Annotated in this window: 18 protein-coding genes; 7 read left to right on the plus strand and 11 right to left on the minus strand. The window is 44.8% G+C overall.

Annotated elements, in window-relative coordinates:
- Window positions 1-579 precede the first annotated feature (579 nt).
- Window positions 580-3042 carry a CPBP family glutamic-type intramembrane protease gene (locus tag IM507_RS06995; protein ID WP_287636811.1) on the plus strand — a complete coding sequence of 821 codons (2463 nt, stop codon included), beginning with the start codon at window positions 580-582 and terminating at the stop codon, window positions 3040-3042.
- Between the two features lie 134 nt (window positions 3043-3176).
- Window positions 3177-3950, plus strand: a complete 774-nt coding sequence (locus IM507_RS07000) for a hypothetical protein (RefSeq protein ID WP_256093994.1) — start codon at window positions 3177-3179, stop codon at window positions 3948-3950.
- Window positions 3951-3991: 41 nt separating this feature from the next.
- On the opposite strand, the gene IM507_RS07005 is transcribed toward IM507_RS07000, so the two are convergent.
- From IM507_RS07005 to IM507_RS07040, 8 genes are all read right to left on the minus strand, one after another.
- The gene (locus IM507_RS07005) at window positions 3992-4411 is read right to left on the minus strand and encodes a type II toxin-antitoxin system VapC family toxin (RefSeq protein ID WP_069473801.1); all 420 of its coding nucleotides are present in this window, start codon (window positions 4409-4411) and stop codon (window positions 3992-3994) included.
- Window positions 4408-4623, minus strand: a complete 216-nt coding sequence (locus tag IM507_RS07010; protein ID WP_002736470.1) for a hypothetical protein — start codon at window positions 4621-4623, stop codon at window positions 4408-4410. Before IM507_RS07010 ends, IM507_RS07005 begins: the two co-directional genes overlap by 4 nt.
- Before the next feature lie 257 nt (window positions 4624-4880).
- Window positions 4881-6422: a DNA methyltransferase gene (locus IM507_RS07015; protein ID WP_287636812.1), complete on the minus strand. Its 1542-nt coding sequence runs from the start codon at window positions 6420-6422 to the stop codon at window positions 4881-4883.
- A gap of 403 nt (window positions 6423-6825) precedes the next feature.
- Entirely contained in the window at window positions 6826-8046 is a 1221-nt protein-coding gene (locus IM507_RS07020; protein WP_287636813.1) for an efflux RND transporter periplasmic adaptor subunit, read from the minus strand.
- Between the two features lie 43 nt (window positions 8047-8089).
- Complete coding sequence (locus tag IM507_RS07025; RefSeq protein WP_002749922.1) at window positions 8090-8311, minus strand: DUF4327 family protein; 222 nt, start codon at window positions 8309-8311, stop codon at window positions 8090-8092.
- A gap of 168 nt (window positions 8312-8479) precedes the next feature.
- Complete coding sequence (gene argB / locus IM507_RS07030) at window positions 8480-9367, minus strand: acetylglutamate kinase (RefSeq protein ID WP_287636815.1); 888 nt, start codon at window positions 9365-9367, stop codon at window positions 8480-8482.
- A 79-nt stretch (window positions 9368-9446) separates the two neighbouring features.
- Window positions 9447-10670, minus strand: coding sequence for a M20 family metallopeptidase (locus IM507_RS07035; protein WP_069473806.1), 1224 nt, complete (start codon window positions 10668-10670; stop codon window positions 9447-9449).
- A gap of 147 nt (window positions 10671-10817) precedes the next feature.
- Window positions 10818-11009 (minus strand): hypothetical protein, encoded by a 192-nt coding sequence (locus IM507_RS07040; RefSeq protein ID WP_133158939.1) that lies wholly within the window; start codon window positions 11007-11009, stop codon window positions 10818-10820.
- Between the two features lie 294 nt (window positions 11010-11303).
- Here IM507_RS07040 and IM507_RS07045 point away from each other — a divergent pair, with 294 nt between their 5' ends.
- The 5 genes from IM507_RS07045 (at window position 11304) to IM507_RS07065 (ending at window position 16056) form a co-directional block, all read left to right on the plus strand.
- Window positions 11304-11822, plus strand: coding sequence for a phycocyanin subunit beta (locus tag IM507_RS07045; RefSeq protein WP_002735500.1), 519 nt, complete (start codon window positions 11304-11306; stop codon window positions 11820-11822).
- 66 nt (window positions 11823-11888) lie between these two features.
- Window positions 11889-12377, plus strand: coding sequence for a phycocyanin subunit alpha (cpcA, locus tag IM507_RS07050; protein ID WP_002736555.1), 489 nt, complete (start codon window positions 11889-11891; stop codon window positions 12375-12377).
- A 176-nt stretch (window positions 12378-12553) separates the two neighbouring features.
- Window positions 12554-13432 (plus strand): phycobilisome linker polypeptide, encoded by an 879-nt coding sequence (locus tag IM507_RS07055; protein ID WP_002736362.1) that lies wholly within the window; start codon window positions 12554-12556, stop codon window positions 13430-13432.
- Window positions 13433-13569: 137 nt separating this feature from the next.
- Window positions 13570-15246 (plus strand): bifunctional 3,4-dihydroxy-2-butanone-4-phosphate synthase/GTP cyclohydrolase II, encoded by a 1677-nt coding sequence (gene ribBA / locus IM507_RS07060; RefSeq protein ID WP_287636818.1) that lies wholly within the window; start codon window positions 13570-13572, stop codon window positions 15244-15246.
- A gap of 66 nt (window positions 15247-15312) precedes the next feature.
- Window positions 15313-16056, plus strand: coding sequence for a Uma2 family endonuclease (locus IM507_RS07065; RefSeq protein ID WP_287636820.1), 744 nt, complete (start codon window positions 15313-15315; stop codon window positions 16054-16056).
- A gap of 57 nt (window positions 16057-16113) precedes the next feature.
- Here IM507_RS07065 and IM507_RS07070 read toward each other — a convergent pair whose 3' ends face one another.
- The 3 genes from IM507_RS07070 to IM507_RS23465 form a co-directional block, all read right to left on the minus strand.
- Window positions 16114-17172: a D-alanine--D-alanine ligase family protein gene (locus IM507_RS07070; RefSeq protein ID WP_123231164.1), complete on the minus strand. Its 1059-nt coding sequence runs from the start codon at window positions 17170-17172 to the stop codon at window positions 16114-16116.
- A gap of 232 nt (window positions 17173-17404) precedes the next feature.
- Window positions 17405-18406 carry a hypothetical protein gene (locus IM507_RS07075; protein ID WP_046663498.1) on the minus strand — a complete coding sequence of 334 codons (1002 nt, stop codon included), beginning with the start codon at window positions 18404-18406 and terminating at the stop codon, window positions 17405-17407.
- 2 nt (window positions 18407-18408) lie between these two features.
- Window positions 18409-19011, minus strand: a complete 603-nt coding sequence (locus tag IM507_RS23465) for a J domain-containing protein (protein ID WP_069473808.1) — start codon at window positions 19009-19011, stop codon at window positions 18409-18411.
- Window positions 19012-19161: the final 150 nt, after the last annotated feature.

Consider the following 19161-nt stretch of genomic DNA (forward strand, 5'->3'; position numbering starts at 1 on the left):
ACCGACCCAACTGCAACAAAAAGCGTTAGATTTATTGGGAGTTTCCCTGATTTGTACCCAGTAACGGGGCGGCGGAAATTCTCTTAATCCCTTCTACAGCACAGGTTATGGCCTTTTGTCAACGGGGAAGTCCAGATATATCACCACGCCTGACTATATCTGACTATATTTGTATTGAAACTTTACAATACTAAATCCGGTTATTAAAAACTGATTATTTATTCCCCCTTTTGCATGAGTGCCTCTCCTGATAAGTAGCCTATACTCAACGGATTTAGCATAGGGTTTGCTGAATAATGGTAAAACCCTTTTAAAATAAGGCTTTTGACCTGTTAAAATCCGATGTTCATGCTGCGAAAATCGGATTGGGACTCTCAAAAACCTTGCATTATCCTTCCTTCTTATAATACATATATTGGTACAAAAAGAGAGGGCAACAAAGCCTGAAACTCCCGACTCCTGACGACCGGCTACTGACTCCTGACTCCTTAACCCGACCAACAAACTTTTTCAGCACACCCTAGTATAAAGGCTGTAGGCTGGAGAAACCTGACTCGATCTAAGAGCGTCAGCTATGCCATGAAAAGAACGATTTCCCGGATTGTCTGGATACTTCTCTCCCTAGCAGCGATCGCTCTAGCGGTTTTTCTGTTCAGTCCGCGGCCTGTGGAAGAAGCCAAGGCTGACTACTGGATCATGAGTCGGTTAGCGGTCAATCAACCGGGCTATTTTCCCCTAAAGCAATCCCTCGATCCGCGATGGTATCGCCCGATCGCCCCCTGGATCGGTCGCCTGATTTTGCCAAAACCGGAGGAATATTCCGCCACACCGGGGGAAGATTGGACTTGGTTGCAGGTTTACCAAGCACCCCAGCCGGATTTAGTCGGTCAAAAAGTTCGTTTAGGTTGGCGGCAATCCCCGGCACTGGCTCGATATTTAGGACTGGTTACTAAGGATATTCGCTTCACCCCGGAGGCGATCGAGAGTGAAAAACAGGGAAATATCCTACCGACTCGCTTGAATGGTCGTTCAGGGGTTGGACCACTGCAAGCACTGGCTGGATCGCGACCGCTCGATGATGTGGTGGTCAGCTTTCCCGATGCAGAAATCGGGGAAACGTCATTACAAGTGGAGCGAATGCCCTTGATCGTTACTGGGCGCTTTGTGGCATTGGTGAAAATTATCGGCGAAGCTCCCCCCCGAACCTCCAGCGACATCCCCAAGGTTTGCCCCGGTTCACCCCCCTGTGGCAGCGAACTTTTCCGAGTGCAACACTATAACCGCGACAGTGGAAAATTCGACGGCAGCTCGGAAGTGATCCGCATTCCCCAACAACCCTTAGTTTCTGGAGGACGTTTTATCTCCACCCCTCGACAGTTAGCAGCAGCAAGCGAAGGAAATCAGGGCTGGTATATCTACGGGGCGCAGGGACGGGATAACCTCTTTACCGTTCAAGCAATCAAACCTCGATCGCTGTTTCAACTGCAGCCGACGGAAACCCTGACTGGGCTGCGATCGGGCCAAGATTACATCGCCCGTGGCACTTGGAACGATACCCCCGCCCGCAAAGGAACCGCCAGTCGGGTAACAGTCCTGCCGGAGGGTGAAAAAAAATCATGGAAAGAGGGCGATAAAGGCATAGGAATTCATCTCTTCGGGGGAATCGGCGGTAAAAAAGGCGAATCAATACAATTGGCAACGGTAACAGGTCATTTTTCCTATTTTCTCTACGAAGTGATTCGGGATGCCCAGACGGGAGAGCTGCAGTGGCAGCTCGATTACGATCAGGTGTATGCACACAATCCCCAGGGGATTTTATCGGGATATCAGAGTTGGGCGAACTATACGGGTAGTTTAGAGCGGGGATGGCTTAATTCCCGACCCCTATCCGATGCGATCGTAAAATTAGACCTCTTGGAGGATTACAACTTTGGCGGGGTTTCTCTGTCCCCCCTGACAGAATTCCGCAAGCAGTTAGAGATCATGATGGCTCGCTACCGGATCGGGGACGGGACCGGGGTTTCTAGTGTTACCCCCGCGACTTCCTGCGTCCAGGACTCGAATCAGGCCCTTTATATCACGATCGCTACCCTGCGCCACCAGTTTGAAACCGATCCGCAGATCGCCGCTTGGTTGACAACCCATGCCGATGACCCAGAAACTTTGCGTTTTCAACGTTTGGGACAATTGGGCGATCGTTTGGAACAAGTATTAGCTCCCCGGGGGGTGATCCGGGCTGATTGGCGGCAAAACGCCGAAATTCTCGCCGGTATCACCGATAGTCGCGGAAAAGGCTTGATTCGGGAAAATACACTGGCCAACGCTCTACTAAGCTGGCGATCGATGTTACCGCGAGGCAGCAATGATGTGATCGGTGAGATTTTCTTGCGGTCAGGAGCTACTCTCTGGTTCCTCCGTACTAATCAGATCGGGGGAGCGATGCCGGAGATTTTACCCCTCGCACCGACCAAGTTATTCGGGGAAATGCCGATGATCGCGCCGATGCTCCGTCGCAGCCTGGGAGCGCTCGTGCTGCCCCTTACCGGTCGGGATTGGGGGGTGACGGCGATTGGATTGGGATTATACGGTGCGATCGCCTTAACTATCGGTTTCTGGTCGGGTTTTTTACGTTGGCGCTCCCCCGAACGGAGACCGTTAGAGATACTGAAAATGCTCGTCTTTTGTTTTTTCTCCCCGGCATTGTGGGAGGAATTCGTCTTTCGGGTGCTGTTAATTCCCCATCCCGAAACGGCAACTTCCACTGCTAACCTGATCCTCTCTGCTCTGGTCAGCATCACGCTTTTTACCGTCTATCATCCCCTCAATGCAATTATTTTTTACAAAAAGGGCAATCCGACTTTTTTTCAGCCTATTTTCTTGATTTTAGCGGCTTTATTGGGATTAACTTGCACTGTTGTCTATTGGCTGACCGGTTCTCTCTGGACGATCTCGGTGGTGCATTGGTTAGTGGTGGTGGTTTGGTTGCTGTTTTTGAACGGTCTATCTCGACTGACACGGCGATCGAAGCGTGGCAGTTTTTAATCTTGTCTCGATCGGACAATACCTTAGCTTACTGCCAAGAACTCTATCAACAGGGAGAGAAAATGGAGAAATGGGCGGATTGAGAATTACAGTATGTAGAGCGGAGTGGAAAAATCGGAGGGAAGATGCGAACAATGGATAGGTTAATGACCGGGGAGTACCGACGACTATCTCAGAAAACGGCAATTTGGGTGGCAACTTTGTGGGGATGCCTCTGTCCAGGATTAGCGATCGCCGGAGTTCCCAATGGAACTTGGCTTTCTCAACCTCAAATTCGGTTTTATTCCTCCACTAATACCCTCGGCCAGGTCATGAAAGACATCCAAAGCCAAAACTATAAGGTGGTCTTCCTGGATTTTCGGGGGGTGTCCGATGAGGTACAGCGGCGGGTGAGTCGGGAGGCGCGAGAGTACAAGTTAATGCCGGTGGTCTGGGTTCAGTCGCCCCAGTATCGTTCCCTGACCGTCGCCGGACTGATCCACGAGGCTCGCCATGGCGATGGGATTCAGGTCGATGACCATTTTTTTGCCCATTATTCGGAGGAGGAGTTCCAGTCTCTAGATTTTCAGTACCAGAAACCGATTTTTTGCAGCATTCAGCCATTTCAGGCGGATTTAGTCAAGCGCGGTCGGTGCAATCAGCTTGACGTTCAATGTTATGCCACCCAAAATTTTCAGAACTGTATCGCCCTGGCCCAAAGACTCGGTGCGGTGGTGAGTTTGTCGGAGCAAGATACTTTTAGATATAGAGAGCAACTGGGAGCGCGGCCTTTCAACGTTTTTTTATGGCCTTTCAACTATTTTCCGCCCACAACAAAAAATCTCTTTCATGCGGTGATTACCTTTCTGGGGGAGCATTATGGGGTGGGAAAGGTGACGGCTAAGATTATTCACCCCAGACCTTTTTAGCTGAAATGATTTATCGAGTATTTGCACAGAACAATTACAGATTAGATAAACCAATTTTCAATCATTAAACCCTTAAAATCTTTAAAATCATCAACATTATTGGTAACTAAACTCAAATTGTTTGTAAAAGCAATAGACGCTATTTGACCATCAACAAAAGCAGGACTTTTACCGACTTTAGACAGCCTTGACCTTTCCCGTGCGTGATATTGGGCTGATTTTAAGTCATAATCGAATAAAGGTAGATTGGCTAAAATAACTTTATTTACATAATCCTCTAAGTCTTGGCGTTTTTTAGACAGAGGAAGTCGAAAACAACCAAATAATAGCTCATGGATAACCAGAGTAGCTGTGGCTATTTCCCGTTTAGATAATCTTAGCTTCGTCATAACCTTCTGATTCGGGTGAGGTCGTTTAGCCTCTGACAAAATATTAGTATCTAGCAAATATTTGAGAGTCATAAACGAACATCTCTCCCCGTTGAATTGTCGCGCAAATTATCAAAAGTATCATCATCAAGACTTGCCAAATCTACTCTTTGCCTAAAATCTTGCAAGGTTGACCAAAAATCATTAACCTCTCTAATTTCCACTAATACCTCTTCATTATCAGGAAAATCAACTTCCTCTAATAACTCAATATTTTTGCCTTTTTTAATTCCTTTAACTAACATAACATCAACTCCTTCTAAGCTTAACTAGCTACCAGCAAAAATTCTTTCATCAATAAAATTATAGCACTTAATAGAATAATTTATGAGAGGGCCAAAAATATGAGATGCACCCGATAAATAACCACTGAATGGATAGGTTTATGGGGATAGCGTCAATAGAGTCCGGTGGCATAATCTAGCATTCTACAGGGAATATCTTCCTTAGGGTCGGTTTGGAACTTTTTAACACCCTATCCCCAAAAATAACAAAAAGAGTTTTATTCGGGAAAGGGTATATCTAAACTCATTTGTTGTCCTTGGGTTTCCCTTTGTTTTTCGGCAGCTTTCAGGACTTCAAAGGTGAGTATAACATCGAGACGTTTTTTCTGTTCAAGGATTTCTTGTACTGTCACAATCTCAATTTTATCCACACTTTGACTCATATAACGACCGCGATAAATTCCCGCAGATTTGGCTGTTTGAACCATATCTTTGCTGGGGGGTTTCAAGGTGATAAATATACCCAGGGCTGCCCCTTGTAGTGTCATAGTTCCCTGTAGATCTCTGATGTCTCCCGATTTGACATTACCGGATTTTACTTGAAAAATAATTTTCTCCCGGTTGTCTTTATCTCCCTGAAAATAGGCAATAGCATCGATTCCTTTATCTGCCCCTTTTTTGTCATTAATCACGGCCCGGTTATTACTATAGGTTAAAACCGCCCATTTCTCAAATTCTTTGCGGGTACGATCATCGGGTTTAGTGGCTAATGCTTTGGCTGATTCTATATCTTTGGGAATACCATTCAGTTCAATTTTATCTAAAACATTTTTACCAAAGGAGTCCTCTAATCGCTTTAACATTAAGCTAATACTCTGATAGGTTATATCAATTCCAATCCAGTTTCTTTCTAATCTCTCTGCTACAGCGATAGTCGTTCCACACCCACAATAGGCATCTAAAATTACATCTCCTTTATTACTACTTGCTTTGATTATTCTTTCTAACAATGCCTCCGGTTTTTGTGTGGGATAACCCAGACGTTCTTTTGATGAATTATTAATTTTATCGATATTCCATACATCGTCAACTGGTTTGCCATATTCCATAGCTTCCTCTAAATAACGCTTAACTCTTTTTCCTTGTCCTCCATCAGACAAAACATATTTTTTCCCTTGATTGTCAGTATGAACTTTTTGTTTTCTTAAACGAGCATACTCTAACTCTGATTCCCAATCTGTTGCATAAGAATTAAAAACTTGTCCCACTTTTCTGGAATAAAAAAATATAACATCATGTCTTTTACTGAAAGAATCTTTTAAACGAGCATTCCATCCTGAATAGTGCCAAATAATCTCATTTTGAAATTCTCCTTTCTGAGAGCAAAAAATAGTATCTAAAACTATTTTTAAATAATGACTAGCAGTAGGATCGCAGTGGAGATAAAAGCTACCAGTAGATTTTAAAACTCGATGGATTTCCACGATCCTCAGAGTCATACTCACCAGATAAGCGAGAAGACTGCCTTTACCTAAAACTTTAGTTAAACCGTCAATTAAATCAATAGTCTGACTGGTAAATTTACCCTGATAGTTGCTTTGAATTTCTTCTAAAGCTTCGTTAGCGTGATTATCCCATGTCCAGGTATCCACAAACGCTTGTGCTTGTGCTTGATCTTCCTTGCCTAAGTTGTTATAAATTTGGTTGTAATTGCGTTTAGAATTAAAGGGTGGATCGATATAACAAAGATCGATCGATTCATCTTTGATATACTTCCGCAGCACTTCTAGGTTATCACCGTAGTATAGTTTATTGACCATAGAGATTAAGGGGATTGACTGCATTCTCAATTGTATTATTATTCCCCCTTAAAGAGGACGAATGCAATCGCTCCAGAGAATAATATGATTGTACTAATTACAATAAGCGCATCGTGTGCGCTCAAAATTTAATTTTCTTAAGTCTATCTTGCCTGAAAATGAGGGGGTCGCAGGCAGGCACGGATTCCCATTATATAAATAAGTATATGTCAAGTGCTGGGATTTTGTCAAGAGGAATTATACTAAATCCGTTGAGTAACCCACAGAAAACGGGTTTCTCCGAGAAACCCGTTTTCTACTCATGCACTCATGCAAAAAGAAGCGCATCGTGGTCAGTGAGTTGCTCGAACTGCCTGCGCTCAAAATTTAATTTTCTTAAGTCTATCTAGCAATCCCCAACTAATCAAGGATTACTCAGGATACTGACCCGGACTTTTTCGCCATTTTGCAAAGGTTTACTACTATTAACGACGAAACGCTCCCCCGGTTCCAGTCCGGTGATAATTTCTACTTGACCGTCAAGCGCTTGACCGAGACGAACGGGACGTTTTTGCACTTGTGAGTTAGACTCGGAAAGTACGAAAATGGCTGGGGATTCCCCCTGACTGACAATTGCTGTTTCGGGGACAATCACCTGAGGGGCAGAATTATTATTAAACCGCACCCGGGCCAATAATCCCCCTTTAATTAAACCATCCCTATTGGGTAGAGTAATCTCCACGGGAATCCGCCGGGCCGTGCCTTGGCTGAGGGGAAAAATCCTGTTGATGCGACCGGAAAAATTTCTCTCACCGAAAGCATCAAGGCTGACATTAACCGTTTGTCCTAAATTAATTGTTTTTAAATCCAATTCCGATAATAATACTACTACCTTGACCTGTTGAAAATCGCCAATTTTGAGGACTTCATCGCCGATACTGACTAAATCCCCCGGCTCTTTCAGTTTTTCGATAACTATCCCCGTCGCCGGTGATTTAAGAATAGCGTAGGCCTGACGTTGTTGTTCCTGAGCGATGACCGATTTTTGCGCGGCAATTCTGCCGATAATTGCCGCCACTACCTGTTCCTCGACTTTAATTCTCGATCTCGCGCTATTAACGGCTTTTAAAGCTACTGCAGCTGTAGTTTGGGCTGTTTCGCCCTGTTGCAGGGGAATCGCTCCTTCTAGGGCTAATTTTTGCAGACGCTCGCCATCATTTTTGGCCTGTTGGTATTGTAGTTGTAGGCGCTCCACTTCAATTTCAGCGTTACTGACTTCAATTCTCGCCCGGGCCAATTCCGCTTCTAGAGCCGACAGGGCGGCTTTTTCTTGCCGGACAACGGTGGCGAGGAGACGATCATCAACATGAGCGAGGATTTGTCCTAATTGCACCTCATCTCCCACATCGACGACGAGATTAAGTAACTGACCAGTGGCTTGCGATCGCAGAGAAACTACTTTTAAAGGTCGGGTAGTTCCCGTGTAATCGAGATTGCGTCCGATGGTTGCTGGTTTAGCGGTGGTGACGTTGACGGTAGTAGTACGGGCCGCTGGTGGCGGTGGTTGGGTTTCGGTCCTGGGAGAACAACTCGCGCTTAAGGATAAGATAACCAGAGCGGAAAGGATAATCGGAGTCGATCCCATGGCGATAATCTTGGTAGAAAGCTGCTTTTGAGTCGATGGTCGCTTATTCTTCGTCCCAAGCTTCTACCGCTACCACTTCGCTGAGAGGGTCTTGCATGGAGAAACCGAAATCGAGCAGCTCTTGCTTCCAGTATCCCCACTCATCTCCGTATAAAAGAGCCAGTTTCCAGATACTATCGCTAGGTTTGACTACTTTTGCATCTATCCACTTGCTAGCCTTGCGTTGAAACTTCACCATCGGGTGAGCTACAGCTTGTTTGGTCATAAATTCAATTGCTATGAATACTTCAGATTTTGCGCTTCCCGACTAAACTAACTCAAGACTAAGACTTTTGCCATTACAAAGGAGTGAGAAGCGCGTTTATTAACTTACTTTTACACCATATCTGTGGTTTTAGGCAAGTCTTTTTAACCAAAAGTACGGTAATTACTACTATAGATTAGTATAACCGGAGGCCACAATCATGGAACCGATGCCTCGATCGGTGAAAATTTCCAGTAAAAGGGCGTGGGGAAGACGACCATCGATAATATGAGCGGCCTGAACTCCCTGAGCCAGCGATCGCACACAGCAGCCAACTTTGGGAATCATCCCGCCGGCAACGATACCTTTTTGAATCAACTCCCGGGCCTGTTGGATATCCAATTTAGCCAATAAAGTGGAAGGATCCTTGTAATTCTCTAAAATTCCGGCTGTATCGGTCATCAAGATCAGTTTAGCCGCCCCTAAAGCCGCCGCTATTTCTCCGGCTACCGTATCGGCATTGATATTATGAGCTTGGCCGGTTTCATCGGCGGCCACACTGGAAATCACGGGAATATAGCCACTATTGACCAAGGATTCGACAACGCTAGTATCGACACCGCTGACTTCTCCCACAAAACCAATGCCCTCTTTCCCCACGGGACGAGCAGTGATCAGATTGCCATCCTTACCGCATAATCCTACCGCTCTACCACCAGCTTGATTGATCAGGGCAACAATTTCTTTATTGACCCGTCCGACTAGCACCATTTCCACCACATCCATGGTGGCAGCATCGGTGACGCGTAAACCGTCTTTAAATTGGGGTTCAATGCCTAATTTATCCAGCCAACTATTGATTTCTGGACCGCCGCCGTGGACAATAACGGGACGAACCCCCACACAGGCGAGAAAAACGATATCTCGCATGACCGTGTCTTTGATATCGCTGTTATTCATGGCCGCGCCACCGTATTTAACCACGACAGTACGACCGCGAAATTCTTGTATATAGGGTAGGGCTTCGCTGAGGATTTTCACCCGTTGGGCATCGTTTTCCTGGATATTATTATTCATGCGTTTTTTTACCTGTCTGATTCAGTGATCAGTTTAGCGGTTTCAGGTTTGACAAAAACTGTTCACCTTGAACGGATTGCTAGAAAGTCTTAGAGTTGCCGAATTTTTCGACGCAACGGACAAAAATCTCGACTCCCATGGTTAACACCGATTCATCAAAATCAAAACGGGGATGATGGTGGGGATAGGCTAATCCTAATTCGGGATTGGCGGATCCCAAGAAGAAATAACAGCCCGGTACTTCCTGTAAAAAGAAGGACATATCTTCCCCTCCCATGGTTTGACATTCGGGAACGATTCCGGCTGGGGTTTCCACCACTTGTGCGGCGATGGAGCGCACTAATTCCGCCATCCGATCATGATTGATTACCGGGGGATACAATTGCCAGTAATCGAATTGATAACTGGCCCCGTGACTTTGACAGATGCCCGCGATAATTTCTTCCATCCGTTGTCGGAAATAGCCCCCTAACTGGGGATTGAAATAGCGCACCGTCCCACTGAGATTAGCACTATCGGCGATCACGTTTCTAGCGCTTCCCGCCGCTAATTTACCCACAGTCACCACGGCGGCATCGAGGGGGTTAAGGTTGCGGGCGACGATGGTTTGCAAGGCGTTGACGATTTGGGCCGCCACCAGTAGTGAATCGACGGTTTGATGGGGAATTGCCCCGTGGCCTCCCCGGCCTTGAATCTGGAGATCGAAACATTCCACCGCCGCCATTAAAGGCCCATTTTTTACGCCCACTGTCCCTAAAGGCAGATTATTCCAGAGGTGTAGCCCGATAATTCCCTCCACGTCGGGATTTTTCAGCACTCCCGCTTCGATCATCGGTTTCGCCCCCCCCGGCCCCTCTTCGGCGGGTTGGAAAATAATTTTTACTATCCCCTTGACATCGTGACGGTTTTGTGCTAGGTAAACTGCTGTACCGAGGGCGATCGCTGTGTGGCCATCGTGACCACAGGCGTGCATTTGGCCCGGATGTTGGGAACGATAGGGGACTTGGTTTTCTTCGGCGATCGGTAGTGCATCCATATCGGCCCGCAGGGCTAAAACTGGCCCCGGTTGACTGCCTGCGATGGTGGCGACAATTCCGGTGCCGGCGATACCGGTTTGATGGTCAATTCCGTATTTAGTCAGGGTTTGACTGATTAAGGAGGCGGTGAGATGTTCTTGAAAGCCTAGTTCTGGTTTTTGGTGTATTTGTCGGCGCCAGTGGACTAATTGCGGCTGCAGAGAACGAATAGCAAGGCGAATTTGAGGGCAATTTAAGCTATTGGGGACAGGAAAGGAGGAAATCATCGGGTTCGGACGGCTAGTTTTTTTGATCACTGGTTTCTAGTTTAACTTCAGGAGACAGGGGACAGGAGACAGGAGGCAGGAGACAGCTTTGTTCTCCCCACACCCCACACCCCACTCCCCATACCCCACACCCTTCTTTACAAAACTTCATCGTAATTTGAGCGCCGGAAAGGGCAATCCTTGGGCAATAGGGGAAGGGAAAGCGGGAAAATATAAAAAAAAGCTTAAATTTTCTATCTTGCTGCCCTTTATACCCTTAAAGCCTTGCTGTCTCTGATTTCCTGACGGTGAGAGGCTTTGAGCCATGTCAGGAATTGATGACCAACTCGATCGAGTCATTGTTAAGTGACCGTTACAAAAAGACAGCAAAAAACTTAATAATATGTAACAAACAAAGTTTCGACAGCAGTGTATAAATTTAACTTGAGGGGCCAAGATAACAGACAAAAGTTAAGCTGGATACTTGTTTAACCTCCTTAGGTGATTTATGAGAGAGCAGTGAAGTTTTTTCAGGTTTCTTAAAGTAAATCGCAACAATCACGGTCAAGGCTCGTCCAGACTCACCGTGAAATCCCTTAAGAGGGAAAATTTTAATTGCAAGCAAATCCCATTTAAATTTAGGAGATTGTCACAATGTTTGACGCATTCACCCGGGTAGTATCCCAAGCTGATGCTCGTGGCGAATATTTAAGCTCTTCGCAACTAGACGCTCTCAGCGCCATGGTTGCCGACAGCAACAAACGGATGGACTCTGTTAACCGGATCACCAGTAACGCTTCCACCATCGTTGCCAACGCCGCTCGTAGCCTGTTCGCTGAACAGCCCCAACTGATCACCCCCGGTGGTAATGCCTACACCAGCCGTCGTATGGCCGCTTGCTTACGCGACATGGAAATCATCTTGCGCTATGTTACCTACGCTACCTTCTCTGGCGACGGCAGTGTTCTCGATGATCGTTGCTTAAATGGTCTGCGCGAAACCTATGTAGCTTTGGGAGTACCAGGAGCTTCCGTAGCTGCTGGCGTAAGCAAAATGAAAGAAGCTGCTTTATCCATTGCTAACGATCGCAACGGTATCACCCCCGGCGATTGCAGTGCTTTAATGTCTGAAATTGCCAGCTACTTCGACCGCGCCGCCGCTGCTGTCGCCTAGTCCCTGGGGCTAGTCTCAATTAAACCGTAGGAAACTTATTGCAAGATTATTGGGAGATACCAAAAAATGAAAACCCCCCTTACCGAAGCCGTAGCAGCCGCTGATTCTCAAGGTCGTTTCTTAAGCAGCACCGAAATCCAAACTGCTTTCGGTCGTTTTCGTCAAGCTTCTGCTGGCCTCAGCGCCGCTAAAGTGTTGACCGAAAAAGCCAATTCTTTGATCTCTGGCGCTGCTCAAGCTGTGTACAACAAGTACCCCTACACCACCCAAATGCAAGGGGCTAACTTTGCGGCGGACCAACGCGGTAAAGAAAAATGCGCTCGTGACATCGGTTACTACCTCCGCATGGTGACCTACTGCTTAGTTGCTGGTGGAACCGGTCCGATGGACGAGTACCTCATCGCTGGTATCGACGAAATCAACCGCACCTTCGACCTGTCTCCTAGCTGGTACATCGAAGCTCTCAAATACATCAAAGCCAACCATGGTTTAAGTGGCGACCCTGCGGTAGAAGCCAACTCCTATATCGACTACGCTATCAACGCTCTCAGCTAGTCCAATCGAAAAAACTGCTGGTCTGGAAAGACAGGAGGTTGTTAGCAAAAGGGTTAGCAATCACCTGTTCTTCCAGACCTTGTTATATCCATCGTCAAGGCGGCCAGGTAATCGAACTGATCCTCCCCTAGTTTTGAGGGGTCAGAAAATGATCATTTTTTTGTAGGAGAACTTTAGTGGCAATTACTACCTCAGCTTCCCGTTTAGGGACAACCGCTTTTAGCGAGGTTGCTCCCGTGGAATTACGTCCCGATTGGTCCCGTGACGACGCACAGGCGGTTATTCGCGCCGTCTATCGTCAGGTGCTAGGCAATGACTATATCATGCGTTCCGAGCGCCTTACCAGTGCCGAATCCTTACTCTGCAACGGTTCGATCACCGTGCGGGAATTCGTCCGCGCCGTGGCCAAATCGGAACTGTATAAGAACAAATTCTTCTACGGTAACTTCCAAACCCGCGTCATCGAACTTAATATCAAACATCTTTTAGGTCGCGCTCCCTACGATGAGTCGGAAGTGGTCTATCACCTCGATCTCTACGAAAACAAAGGATTCGAGGCCGATATCGACTCCTATATCGATTCCGCCGAATATACCGAAAACTTCGGCGATAGTATTGTTCCCTACTATCGTGGTTTTGCCAGCCAACCCGGTCAAAAAACCGTGGGATTTACCCGGATGTTCCAACTCTATCGCGGTTATGCCAACAGCGATCGCTCTCAGATTGCCGGCAAAACCTCCCGTTTAGCGGTGGAATTAGCTCAAAACGGTGCTTCGGCAGTAGTCGGTCCCTCCGGTGGCAGCGATGGTTGGGCCTATCGTCCCTCTGCTCAACGCAACACCCCCAGTAAAGCTCTGGGTGGTAGTGTGGCCTATGGTGATGTGGGTAAGCTCTATCGCGTGGAAATTGCCGCTATTAGCAAACCAGGTTATCCCCGTGTCCGTCGCAGTAGCAAAGCGATTATCGTCCCCTTTGAACAGTTAAATAACACCCTGCAACAGATCAACCGTCTCGGTGGCAAAGTTGCCAGCATCACCCCCGCTAGTTTGAACTAATCTTCTAGCTTAAGATAGCTAAAAGTCTCCCGGGCAGCCGTCAGGTTCACCGGGAGACTTTTTTCTAGGGAACTGGCAGAAATTGACCCTCAGCAGATCGAGCAAACCTGTAGAATGAAAATAGTTCTACCGTTTTAATGCCTGTGACTGTCACTTCGATCGCTTTTGACTCTATCGATACTGCCTTAGCGGAAATCAAAGCCGGACGGGCTATTGTAGTAGTTGATGATGAGAATCGCGAAAATGAAGGAGATCTAATCTGTGCGGCCCAATTTGCCACCCCCGATCTGATTAACTTCATGGCAGTGCAAGCTCGCGGTTTAATCTGTCTGGCAATGACGGGAGAGCGTCTTGATGCTCTCGAATTACCCTTGATGGTGACAAAAAACACCGATAGCAATCAAACCGCTTTTACTGTTAGCATCGATGCTGCTCCCCACTTAGGGGTTAAAACTGGCATTTCGGCGGAAGATCGGGCGAAAACCGTACAAGTTGCCATTAATCCAGTCACTCGTCCCGACGATCTCACCCGTCCCGGTCATGTCTTCCCGATTCGTGCTAAAGCCGGTGGAGTCTTAAAACGCGCCGGTCATACGGAGGCAGCCGTGGATCTGGCTCGATTAGCCGGGTTGTATCCGGCGGGAGTTATCTGTGAGATCCAAAATCCCGACGGTTCCATGGCCCGTTTACCGCAACTATTTGAATACGCTCGTCAACATAATCTCAAGTTAATTAGCATTGCCGATCTGATCAGTTATCGCTTAAAACACGATCGCTTTGTCCATCGGGAAACGGTCTGTAATTTTCCTAGTCAATTCGGCACTTTTCAGCTTTATGCCTACCGAAATTTATTAGATCAAACCGAACATATCGCTATTGTGAAAGGCGATCCCGCTCTCTTTGATGATCAACCTGTAATGGTACGAATGCACTCAGAATGCCTGACTGGGGATGCTTTGGGATCCTTGCGTTGCGATTGTCGGCAACAGTTACAAAGTGCCTTAAAAATGATTGAAAACAACGGTTTAGGGGTGGTGGTTTACCTGCGACAGGAAGGCCGGGGAATTGGTTTAATTAATAAGCTAAAAGCCTATTCTTTGCAGGATATAGGATTAGATACGGTGGAAGCCAACGAAAGGTTAGGATTTCCCGCCGATTTGCGCGATTACGGCATGGGAGCGCAAATGCTTAACGATTTGGGGGTGAGAAATATTCGTTTAATTACCAATAATCCGCGTAAAATTGCCGGATTAAAAGGCTACGGTTTGGAAATAGTCGAGCGAGTACCTTTGCTGATCGAGGCTAATGATTATAATTCCAATTATCTGGCCACAAAAGCGGAAAAGTTAGGACATCTATTCTTACAAACCTATCTAGTCACCATCGCTCTCAGTTGGGAGGAAAATCCGCCGTCAATCTCGCAAAGATATCATCAATTAGAGAAGTTACGGCAGTTAAGTCGCGCTAATCAATTATCTCTCCAAGAAGAAACCCGACCGGTAGCCAATGCCCTTTTTGATCGCGCCCCTTTGATCGTACATTTAGGTTTAGATATTCGTCAGGGTGTCAGCAGTAATTGGTATAAAAATCCTTCCCATCCTTACCTTTTGGTTATTGACAAGATATTAAATGACATTAAAGATTGGTCGGAAATTGAACGCATAGAATTTTTAATTTCCGACGGAGACGATTCGATGACGGGATTACAAATGAAACTCGATCGTCAAAAAATGTCCGATGAAGATTTCTCACAATTACCACAATTAGCTACCCAAATTATCTACAGTTTTACTCGTGAGTCAGCAAAAAATTAGTTTTCTATGACCAGAAAAGAGCGTAACAGTTATAATTAAACAAAGCTAGTGTAACGGGGAAAACCTATGACAACTCTCGACATTTTACCGGAAGTTACCTGTCCCCCCACCGATTTATGGAGTGATGAACCACCTTTGGAAAGTGATCTACATCTACAACAAATTACAATTCTGATCGGTTGTTTAGAAAGGTTATGGCAACAAAGAACTAATTACTACGCTTCCGGCAATCTTACCATCTACTATAACGAAGAACAACTAAAAAAACGTGATTTCTGCGGTCCTGATTTTTTTGTGGTTTTAGATACAGAAAAACGTCCCCGCAAAAGTTGGGTGGTTTGGGGAGAAGGGGGTAAATATCCCAATGTGATCGTGGAAATTCTCTCCCCATCCACTGCTAATATTGATCGCAATAAAAAGAAAAATCTCTATCAAAATACCTTTCGGACTCCTAACTATTTCTGGTTTGATCCTGAAAGTTTAGAACTGCAAGGATTTAGATTAATTGCTGGACAATATCAGGCTATTGCTGCTAATGAAAACGGCTATTTATGGAGTGAACAGTTAGAACTATATTTAGGCATATTTGACCGTAAACTGCGTTATTTTACCGTCGATGGTCAATTGGTTCCCACTCCCCAAGAAGCTGAATTAGAGCAAAGACAAGCAAAGGAACAGATTTTTTTAGAAAAGGAACAGGAACGAAAGGCAAAAGAACAGGCTATTTTAGAAAAAGAACAAGCTATCTTGGAAAGGGAAAGATTAGCGGCAAAATTACGAGAATTGGGCATTGATCCTGAAACTATCTAATTGATAAATATCTCTAGGATAGGTAATTCCTATCCTAGAAATGCTGGTGATTTAACCTTATTTTTCCTGTCTTTCTAAGGCTAATTGTACCAACTTATCGACCAATTTATCAAACTCTAAACCGGTGGCTTTCCAGAGTTGGGGATACATACTAAAATTAGTAAACCCCGGCAGAGTATTAATTTCATTGATCAACACTTCCCCAGTCTTTTCCACATAGAAAAAATCCACCCGCGACAATCCCGCAGCATCCACAGCTTTAAATGCTTCTACAGCCATTTCTCGCACTTGATTAGCAATTTTATCAGGAATATTAGCGGGAATCACCATACTCGATCGCCCATCAGTATATTTAGTTTCATAGTCATAAAAATCACTATCAAAAGTAATTTCTCCCACCAAAGAAGCTTGGGGATTATCATTACCTAAAACCGCACATTCGATCTCCCTTGCGGTTACTCCTGCTTCAACAATAATCCGTCGATCATAACTAGCAGCACTATCTAAAGCAGCCTCTAATTCTTGCCGGTTGCGTGCTTTACTAATACCCACCGAAGAACCTAAATTAGCCGGTTTAATAAAACAAGGATAACCTATTTCCTCGGCGATTTGATCGCACAATTGCGGAAAAACACAGGCATTTGACCACACTTGTGAGCGGGTTACGGCCTTATACTTAACTTGGGGTAATCCAGCGGCTGCAAAAGCAGTTTTCATGGCAATTTTATCCATGCCTAGGCATGAACCCAGTACCCCACTACCCACAAAAGCAACCCGCATGAGAGTGAGTAATCCTTGTAAAGTGCCATCTTCTCCATTCGGTCCGTGGAGAATTGGAAACCAAACCTCAATTTCGCTCACTTCTGGAGGAAATTGCCAGATATTGACTTTTATATCACTCTCAATAGCTAGGGGTTGCCCAGAGGTTAAAATTTGTCTAGCAGTTGCTGCCGAATGCCAACAGCCATTTTTATCGATATAGAAGGGGATAACGGCGTATTTGTCAAGATTTTCGGGATAATTAAAAGCTTGCAGGATCGATCGAGCCGAATTGATAGATACCTCGTGTTCTCCCGATCGACCACCAAACAACAATCCTACCTTGATCTTATCCATATTATCCTCTCTAGACCCAGCTAGATCCTAAATTAGAGTTCAACTATCATATATACTATGGGCGGAGTTGACAATAGTTGCCAATGATTTAGATGCGGCTGTTCCTCGTGAGATAGGAGTTTTAACCCAAACTTTCGATAAATTAATTATCGCTCATGATGAGATGTGGTCGTTCTTTCCCTAAAAAAATCGATAATCACTTTGGAGCTATTCACCCCCCGAAATTGAGTGATTATTTAGCTAATTTTTCCAGTTTTTTCTTAGTTTTCTGAAGTTTTAAGGCTAAATTACCATGATGTTCGGGATAGTAAACGTGCAAGAATTCGATAAAATCCTCGATGGTACAAGGTTGATGAAATCCCCCTAAGTTACCGTGGAATTCTTGGTGAATTTCTTCTTTAATAGTCACCAAATTCAGATCTAATGTCGCTAGATGGGGATATTTCTGGGCAGAGTAAAGATGATGGACAGCGAGATTAAATTTATTATTTCTATCCGGTTTTTGCCCTGTCACCTGACAAGTGTTTTTATCTCTAGTTTTAGCTCGTTTTTTAGCCTTTTCAATCTCGATTTTTTGTTTGGTATCGTCATCTAGATTTTCCTGAATTTCTTTAAAGGCAAGAGGAAACTCCATTGCAATCATTTTACACATTTCTTGGCGCGATTTATTCGTCAAAGTTTCACTCATGGATTTAGAAATCATCACTATTCCACTTTCAGAGAACCAAAACTCTCTTTTTTCATCTTCGTAAAAATCTACTCCTAATTCTAGAGGTTTATCAGTTCTTTGCTGAAGATGATTCACGGTTTTATTTAGCTTGGTTCCATTAGTTTTTAAAATTCGCCGCAAACTCTGTTTATGAATCATAGGCCGTCCTTTATAAACTTGAATTTCGCCGGAGTCAGTGAGTTCAGCAAAAATTAATTTTCGTGCTAAGGAGCGACGAATTTTTTGATCGTGCTTAGTAAAAAATTCTCTAAATCTGTATATAATTCCTCGCTTTTCATTCTTCTCGATATAGGAAGCAATTTTTAAAGCACCTTCAAAAGAAAACACTCTAACTTTATCTTTTTTGTTGACAAATTGATAATCGACACCTTCAACTAAATCCCAATCATCATTAGGATCAGCATCAAAAATATCAACAATTTTTTCTAGTTTTTCAAGAGTAATAGAAAACCATTGAGCTAATTCGGTATCCCGGATCAGGAAGGTATTTGCTTTCTGAGGCATGATTATTTTATCTCCGTGGTGATAGATTTATACATCACAGTCAAACGATCAAAGATGTGAGAGTTTCCTGTTTCTTGGTTATCGGGATGATAGATCTTAGAAAGACGATAATAGGCATTTTTAATGTCTTCCTTGCTGGCAGTATTTGGATCAAGATCGAAAACACGATAGGGACGAAAATATTTAAAAATATTGATACCGTTGATACAATCTTTCCCCTGTTCGTAATCTTCTTCAGGAAGAATACCGATATATTTCCTGTAGATAACCTCCCAACTTTCTCGCTGAGATAAATTGATGTTATCAAAGGCTCTAGTAGCCATTTGAAACATACTCGATTTTTTTAATTCTGTGGTATTGCTAACCTCAAAATAGGCATAAACTGCCTGTTTAAGTTGCGTTAGAGTTAAAGGTTTAACTTTTGAGCTTGTGGTGGTGGTGGCTGTAGTTTTTGATTTAGTTAACGATGGTTTAGGAGACTTTTTACGGTGGTTTTTGATGACAAAATCGGCAAAATCTTCGAGAATACGACTTTCGATCGAGTATTGCTCACAGATATGACTAATCTGCTCTAAAATGAGCGAGTTAAGAGGATTAGTGGTCATAATTTCCCTAAGAAGCTGCAAAAAATCTAGCCTTTCCTATCAAGATGAAGTGTAGGCTAATTTGGTATGAACGACCGACGACTGACTCCCGAAAACTTCCTATCCTAAATTAATACCACAGCAGTGGCCACTTTGTCATGTGGTTAATAA

This window comes from Microcystis sp. M20BS1, assembly GCF_020245305.1.
In the GTDB taxonomy this organism is placed as follows: Bacteria; Cyanobacteriota; Cyanobacteriia; order Cyanobacteriales; family Microcystaceae; genus Microcystis; species Microcystis ichthyoblabe_A.

What these genes read in the sequence shown, in the direction of transcription:
- IM507_RS06995 (WP_287636811.1), top strand. Translation starts at nt 580, where the DNA reads ATGAAAAGAACGATTTCCCGGATTGTCTGGATACTTCTCTCCCTAGCA.
- IM507_RS07000 (WP_256093994.1), top strand. Translation starts at nt 3,177, where the DNA reads ATGGATAGGTTAATGACCGGGGAGTACCGACGACTATCTCAGAAAACG.
- IM507_RS07005 (WP_069473801.1), bottom strand. Translation starts at nt 4,411, where the DNA reads ATGACTCTCAAATATTTGCTAGATACTAATATTTTGTCAGAGGCTAAA.
- IM507_RS07010 (WP_002736470.1), bottom strand. Translation starts at nt 4,623, where the DNA reads ATGTTAGTTAAAGGAATTAAAAAAGGCAAAAATATTGAGTTATTAGAG.
- IM507_RS07015 (WP_287636812.1), bottom strand. Translation starts at nt 6,422, where the DNA reads ATGGTCAATAAACTATACTACGGTGATAACCTAGAAGTGCTGCGGAAG.
- IM507_RS07020 (WP_287636813.1), bottom strand. Translation starts at nt 8,046, where the DNA reads ATGGGATCGACTCCGATTATCCTTTCCGCTCTGGTTATCTTATCCTTA.
- IM507_RS07025 (WP_002749922.1), bottom strand. Translation starts at nt 8,311, where the DNA reads ATGACCAAACAAGCTGTAGCTCACCCGATGGTGAAGTTTCAACGCAAG.
- argB (WP_287636815.1), bottom strand. Translation starts at nt 9,367, where the DNA reads ATGAATAATAATATCCAGGAAAACGATGCCCAACGGGTGAAAATCCTC.
- IM507_RS07035 (WP_069473806.1), bottom strand. Translation starts at nt 10,670, where the DNA reads ATGATTTCCTCCTTTCCTGTCCCCAATAGCTTAAATTGCCCTCAAATT.
- IM507_RS07040 (WP_133158939.1), bottom strand. Translation starts at nt 11,009, where the DNA reads ATGACTCGATCGAGTTGGTCATCAATTCCTGACATGGCTCAAAGCCTC.
- IM507_RS07045 (WP_002735500.1), top strand. Translation starts at nt 11,304, where the DNA reads ATGTTTGACGCATTCACCCGGGTAGTATCCCAAGCTGATGCTCGTGGC.
- cpcA (WP_002736555.1), top strand. Translation starts at nt 11,889, where the DNA reads ATGAAAACCCCCCTTACCGAAGCCGTAGCAGCCGCTGATTCTCAAGGT.
- ribBA (WP_287636818.1), top strand. Translation starts at nt 13,570, where the DNA reads ATGCCTGTGACTGTCACTTCGATCGCTTTTGACTCTATCGATACTGCC.
- IM507_RS07065 (WP_287636820.1), top strand. Translation starts at nt 15,313, where the DNA reads ATGACAACTCTCGACATTTTACCGGAAGTTACCTGTCCCCCCACCGAT.
- IM507_RS07070 (WP_123231164.1), bottom strand. Translation starts at nt 17,172, where the DNA reads ATGGATAAGATCAAGGTAGGATTGTTGTTTGGTGGTCGATCGGGAGAA.
- IM507_RS07075 (WP_046663498.1), bottom strand. Translation starts at nt 18,406, where the DNA reads ATGCCTCAGAAAGCAAATACCTTCCTGATCCGGGATACCGAATTAGCT.
- IM507_RS23465 (WP_069473808.1), bottom strand. Translation starts at nt 19,011, where the DNA reads ATGACCACTAATCCTCTTAACTCGCTCATTTTAGAGCAGATTAGTCAT.